2 protein-coding genes are annotated in these 6,828 nt (G+C 56.4%); one reads left to right on the forward strand and one right to left on the reverse strand.

The features are described 5' to 3' along the window. Positions 1–467: 467 nt before the first annotated feature. Positions 468–5,771 (forward strand): hypothetical protein, encoded by a 5,304-nt coding sequence (locus VMU57_RS13050; RefSeq protein ID WP_325384074.1) that lies wholly within the window; start codon positions 468–470, stop codon positions 5,769–5,771. 517 nt (positions 5,772–6,288) lie between these two features. On the opposite strand, the gene VMU57_RS13055 is transcribed toward VMU57_RS13050, so the two are convergent. After that, the gene (locus VMU57_RS13055; RefSeq protein ID WP_325384076.1) at positions 6,289–6,762 is read right to left on the reverse strand and encodes a hypothetical protein; all 474 of its coding nucleotides are present in this window, start codon (positions 6,760–6,762) and stop codon (positions 6,289–6,291) included. Positions 6,763–6,828: the final 66 nt, after the last annotated feature.

The following is a 6,828-nucleotide window of genomic DNA, read 5'->3' on the forward strand; positions in this document are numbered from 1 at the left end:
CCCCGCACCCGGGATTTTTGACCGAAGCTCATGGACCAAATGGAATGAACGCTACGGCCGCACTCCGATTCCACCACTTCCGGGACGACGGATTCCGGGTGTAGATCCAGCCACGGTCCCAGATTTCTTTCCCGCCAAATCTTGAAACCTGCTACGTCACAATTCCAAGTGCTCCCCGACGTTAAAGTAGGAGCCACAGGGGGCACTGGGATACTTTCCGAGCAAGGACAGCGGGGAGCTATAGGTGGTACCAGATAACAAACGACTTGCGCATTCGTTATCTGGGGAGTGCGCGACCACTCGTCCAGAATCGTCGGATACGATTTGCGAATTGTACGAGTTGACCATCATGTTCCCAGGTGACCGAAAGAGTTCGAGTCCACTTCGCGGGAAGCTTCTTCTTATTGCCAATTATATGAATTGAGCGCCGCTAGCGTGGGGAGTATTCTCTCTTCAGAATGTCAAGAATGCGCGCGCCAACAAAAGCCACCGGTGGCGGGGGCTACACTTTTGCCGACAAAGTCGCTGCGGGATTCCTCGTGCAACTGCTTAGACGGGCCTTCCCCATTGAGCCCGATTTCGGGTCTATTGCGGAGGTCCATTTCGAGGCGCGCGATTCCGGACAAGTTCTCGATGACCTGCTGCTGGTCTTGAAGCACGGAAACGAAACAACACGGTGCGCGATTTCGGTGAAGAGCAACCGGCAACTTACCAAAGCTGGATTCAATGCTGAGTTTGTCCAGGACGCTTGGGACCAGTGGGACGCTACGACCGGATCAGGCTTCAATCGAGAGACGGACCTTCTGGGCCTAATCGTCGGGGTGATTGATATCCAGACCCTAGAGGAATGGCGTGGATTACAGAAACAAGATGTGGCTACAACCCCAGAGCGTATGGTTCAAAGACTCGCCGGTGCTCAACAGTCATCGGCGATTCAGCGCGCGATTTTTCAGAGCCTCCACAGGGCCCCTAATGGGGTCAGTCCTGATGCACTCGAAACCGCACGGTTTGCTTCCAGAATTCGCGTTCTACCATTCTTGGAAGGTGAGGAGGGCGAATACATAAACCGGTGCGCAGAAATAGTGCTCGATGGCACCTTGGATGAAAGTACGAAGCTGTGGAGTCGTCTGCTTCAGCTCGCGGCTGAGAACAGAGGGACTGGGGGATATTTTGACCTTCCAAAACTTGTGCGCGCACTGCGTCCCGACTTTGAGCTGCGGGACTATCCCGATTTTGAGGCCGATTGGAGGAGCATCGAAGCGGTTTCGGCCGAGAACGTGAAGGGCGTCCGTCACGTCATTGGCACGGAGATTCAGTTGGCGCGCACCGATAAAATGAATGTGATCTCGGCGGAAGTTGCGGGCCACAACATCGTGGTGATGGTAGGAGAATCAGGAAGCGGAAAATCTGCGGTCGTATCCCAGCTCCTGGTAACTGGCGGGCCGTTTAAGCGCGCCCTATGGCTGAGCGCGGAGCAGTTGTCGAAGGCCAGCCAAACTGAGGTCGCTCACGTATTCAACCTGCGCCACAGCATTCCCGACCTGATCCATAATTCGACCCTTCGGGGTTGCGTGCTTGTAGTTGATGGCTTTGAAAGATTTGAGGGTGATGCGCGCCGCCGTGCTTTGGAGTTAATTAGGGCCGTGAGCGACGAGAATTTCATTGGATGGAAGCTGATCGTCACGTGCCAGCCGCAATCTTGGGAAGCCACTCAGGACGCGCTCATAGACGCGAGCATCACTGAAATGCGCAAAGTGGATTTCGCAAAGCCGTCGGCGCAAGAGATCTACGATGCCATACCGCATTTGCCCGAGATTCGCACGCTGCTATTTCGAACCCAGCTTCAGCCCATTCTGCGAAATCTGGTGGTACTGGATTGGGTGCTACGGGCGGAAATAGCCAAGCGCCTTTCGGATGCTTCCCAAGGATGGATTGGAGAAACCGAACTTATCAATTGGGTCTGGGAACGGTGGATAGGTGGGGGCGCGATGAGCATTGCGCGTGATTCGTTGCTGCGAACCTTGGGTGAGCGGGAGGGCGAGAGACTGAGCGGTGCGGCGCACGTTGATAGCATTGCGCAAGGCCAGTTACCCCTCCTCGGGACTCTCGCGCATGAAGGACTGATACGGGTAAATCTTCCGTCAGTGCAGTTTCCTCACGATCTGATGGGCGACTGGGCACGATTTCGCGTCCTGGTGTTTGCCGGAAATGAGGCAGTCAGCAAGATCAAGGCTGTGGCGCATATCCCGCGCTGGGGCCGGGCTATTCGCCTATATGCTCAATCGCTTGCTGAACATGGAGACGGGCTGGCGGGATGGAAGTCCCTCACCGCGCGACTGACAGGTGAAAACCCAGAGACACAACTGGCAAGCGATATTTTCTTGGATGGCTTGCTGTTCGCGACAAATTCGGAGCCGCTGCTGGAGCAAGTTTGGCCGCACCTGATTGCCGAAAAGGGGATGATCCTCCGGCGATTGCTAATGCGGCTGCAACACGCAGCTTCAATGCCCGATGTGCGATTGCGCGGCTTGGTTGACCCGAAGTATGCAGAGCAATCGGAGGTGTGGTTTCGCATTCCGCATCCGCTTTATTGGTATCCGGCCCTCTGTGTTTTTAGTCGGCATTCCAAAGATGTGGCCGAGCACGCGCTCCTTCTGGCAGCTGAGGTGTGCGCGCTCTGGCTGAGAACAATGCCGGACGAAATGCCTGGCCGACGGGAAGCCGGTCTGCTTGCATTGGACCTTGCTAAAGAAACGCAGGGGCTGATCGCTGAAGGAATGCATTTCGGTGATAAGGACCAGGTCGTTTATGAAGCCTTGTTATCCGCCGCGAAAGAGTTCCCCGAGGAGGTGACGCAGATAGCTTTGGAACTATGCGCCAGGCGTGACGAGCCACAGCATGCGATCGAGCGCGCGATCGAGACCGAAGAACGGCAAGCTAAACTGCGGGAAGAATGGCGCAAAAAGCACCCCGAGGAAGAGAGAACGAGGCGCATTCCTCCGCCCACAATGTTGTCATTTCCGAGAGGAACGATGCGAGCACCGGCTACGGACGGTCCGCTGCAGGACGTTTCGGACGGATTTCGCTCTGCGGTCCTGGAAACCCCTGCGCTGAATGCGCTCATTGCTGCGCGTCCGGAAGTGGCCAAGGAGGTTTTGCTTGCCGTCTGCATTGACGAGCCGAAGCCCTCAGACCCATACAACGACAGATTCCATTTGCTGGAGAGATACGGCCTGGCTGATTGGCGGCACGGATACCCTGCATTCTACTGGAAAGGGCCATTCCTCAAGTTTTTGCAAGATGCGCCGGAGCACGGGCTGGATGCAATCGTCCGGTTGGTGAATTACGCAACGAACCGATGGCTCGAAGACGGACCAGGCCAGAACCTGACTGCGGAGGAATGCCAAAAGTACGGGCTTGATTTCGAGTTCGACGGCAAGACGACATGGTGGCTGGGGGACGGCAACCTGTTCGGCTGGCATCGCTCTGTTTCGATGAATGGCGCTGCTGTCGAATGTGCGCTGATGGCGCTGGAAAAATGGCTTTACGATGAGATCGAAAACGGTCGAAACATTTCCCGCTGGGTGCAATACATTTACGCGCACGCGGAATCTTTGGCCTTCGCCGGTGTGCTGGTCTCGGTCGGGCTGAAATATCCTGCCCTTTTTGCAGGAGACCTCCAGCCTCTTCTCGGGAACTTCCACATCTACGAGTGCCAACTGAGCTGGACCCTGAACGAACTGCATGAGACTTGGAGAATAAGCCTAGCAGGGCAGGGCCAGCCGACCATAAAGCTAGCCGCAGAATGGCACAGAATGGCGCATCGGCGTTCGGCCCTGCGGGATGTCGCACCATGGCTGATGCTCCAGCATCGAGGCACGCTAGAGTATCTATCCGCACGCAGGATCGAGTGGTCAAAGCGCCTGGAAAAAGCCGGTCAAGGCCGAGATGCCCTGGAATTATTTCTGGCGAGATTCGACCCGGACAACTACATACAGACGGAACAGCCGGATGGACAGGTATTGGTCGAGATGCGCGTGCCGGCTGAGCTGCAAGCAAAGATAAGGGATGCTCAGGAAGAGGGGCAACTGAAGATGCTCTCCTTGACGCTCGCATCTCGGGCGCGCCAGTACCTTTCGGGTGAGTATACATTGCAACCTCAAGAAGTCCCCGCGTTTGCGGCTCAGGTTAAACGCCTGGCGAATTGGCAAGCCTCCGCCGAAGATCGGCATCAGGCGCAGTATCGGATCAACTCCCTTGCCGGTGGAATCGCCGTTCTCGTCGTGCAGCATCGCGGTTGGCTGTCGCAAGATCCAGAGCTTGAAGAATGGTGCATGCGCACTCTGCGCGAATTGAAACCCGCAGAGAATTCCGAATACGACACGCCCGTATCAGCCTTGGATTCCACCGCCGAGTCGTTCCTGGGCGAGGCGGGCGTGGCGCTGTTGCTGGAAAGCGACGAAGAGTCGGTCTTGCGGATGGCATTCGAAGGCGTGACTGGCTTTTATTACGGGTCCACCTTGCAGACGATGTGGCGCGCCTATTTGCTGCGTGAGCAACTCGGGGAGAAATTCGCAGAGTTGGCAAACATCGTGGTCTTCTGGTCCGCGCTTCGCCGTGCCGCGATTCGGGAATCCGGATATCACGCAGATCGCACTCTGCTTGCGAAGTATAAGGAGACTCTGTTTCGCAGATACGTGGCGGGTAGGCTCAAAGGGTCCCTCGTTCCGTTGCGCACGGCGGAAACACTCGGGCGGCGGCTGGTAGAGAGAATCTCCCGCAGATCAACGTCGGACGGCGAGCGGCGCGTGAGAGAGGCGCAGCGAAAGGCGATGCGCCAGCAGCGAGATGATCGCAAGCTTCACCGGGAGATTCCCGACATAGACTTTGAGGTGATTCGGAAAGGATTCGGGTTCCTGGCGGCGATGGTGCGCGCACCTCTTCCCGGCGAGGAGCAGACGTTGCGGCACTATGTCCGTGAACTGTACGACATGGAGATGCGCACGTTACCGCGCCCGGAGCCCGGCGAGGACAATTACGAGATAGAAGGAACAGCCCACGAATTCGACGTTTGGGTGATGGCGCGTGTTGCGGAATTCATCGTCCAGGCGAACTCTGTCGACATCGCGCGAACCTTCTATCGCCCCATCCTTGACCTGGGACCAGCCGCCCGCTACTGGGTGGAAGATTTCCTGCGATCATGGGTCGGCGTCGGGCTGGAGATGAGCGCCGACCTTGCAACATTCTCGAAAATCTGGGACGACATGGTGCGGTACGCGATGACTCTCCCAGCTTGGCAGCCCGGCGAGCGTAATTACTGGTGCCGTGCGGAATCTCTTGTTGTCGATCTGATGGGTTTGCGTGAAGCGCAGGCATCCGTTCTTGGCAACGCGAAATACATCGGTGTAGTCAGGGCGATGGTTCCGGCGTTTGAGGAATGGGCGCGCCTGTGGCTCAAGTATGGATCGGTAGCGGCTTGGTTTGCTCACTTCCTGCCGACCGAATCCGGTCGGGTTTTGCTTGCGCAGGGGATCAAGCAACTGGCAGGCTTCGTCGGCTTATTCGAGGACCGTGACTGGCACCATCACGGACTCGGCGTCTTGCTTACCGAAGCACTGGCAGCGTGTTGGAAATATCTGCGGAACGAAGTCGAGTTGCAGCCTGATTTGCGCAAAGCGTTTCTGAGCATCCTCACCGACCTTTGCGCGCGCCAGGTTCCGGAGGCACTGCACCTCAGAAACAAGGTTTCGGAAGTGCTCAGCACTTCATAGCGCGAATAGTTCATCTTCAACCCCATATTTATTGCCACAGGCGGACGAGTAGTTGGCAATCCAGAGATATGGTCATTTCTTGACACTTTGGCGATTGTTTCCTAATGGCGACGAACTCGGAAACAAATAAATCCGCGGAATGACACTCTCCGGAAGATGGTATTGCGGCCCAACGTGCCTCTCGTTCCCAGCTGACTCACCACGTCCGGACGACCACCTTTGCGAGGAGGCTACGGTTGGACTGCCGTTTTCATGGAGGACTCCGCAGGCGTTTGAAGTGGAGCCGGAGTTGGTGCGAGGCGTTTAAGGTGCTTTACCCGTTGAGGTTTAGGCTGAGGCGAAATATCCGCCCGCACAACAGGAGCAGGACAAACGCCGAACACTGGGCAAAGCAGAGGTCGCCACGGCGACCACAAGAGGAAAACGAAGATAAGCGTAAACACCAAAAACGTTTTCCGAAATCCCGGTTGTGTGTCGCATTTATAATCGACATAGAACAACAGTGTGAGAATTGATCTCATTTCAACACCCTGGCAAGCAGCACTCCCAAACCAACACCCAACATCAAGAGACCGCTCGCGGCAATTACGCCTACGGCAACCCAGCGGCGCACCGCGGATCGCGAGTAAGCACGGTTTAGTTCCACAATCAACTCTCTCGCGTGTAACCGCCCAGCGTCAATATCCTTTTGAATCTCTTCGCGCACCGCAATCCCAGCTTTCCGCGCTTCTTTTTCAACGATTCCCAAGGCTTCGTGTTGCGCCGAACGAAGGCCAGCTTCTATGCCGGCGACCATTTCTTCCGTCCGGGCCTCGATACTCCCAATCACCTGCTGCAACACCACTTCATTCATTGTCACCAAAAGCATCGCAGGATCATCCGGCATAACCAGCATTCCGTGGCGCGCTGCAACTTCCGCAGTTATGCGGCTCAAGTTCAGCGCAGCTCCCGCCCTCATTGGACTCTTTACCATGAAGATTTCCCCGCTCACGGGCGGGCTCCTTCACTACATGAACGGAATCGCATCCAATTGGTCGAAGAGGTCACGCTGCACCAC

Origin of the sequence: Edaphobacter sp. (genome assembly GCF_035532915.1) — a bacterium.
GTDB lineage: Bacteria > Acidobacteriota > Terriglobia > Terriglobales > Acidobacteriaceae > Edaphobacter.

Bases quoted from the DNA above. Each gene is read 5' to 3' on its own strand.
- VMU57_RS13050 (WP_325384074.1), top strand. From the start codon at position 468: ATGCGCGCGCCAACAAAAGCCACCGGTGGCGGGGGCTACACTTTTGCC.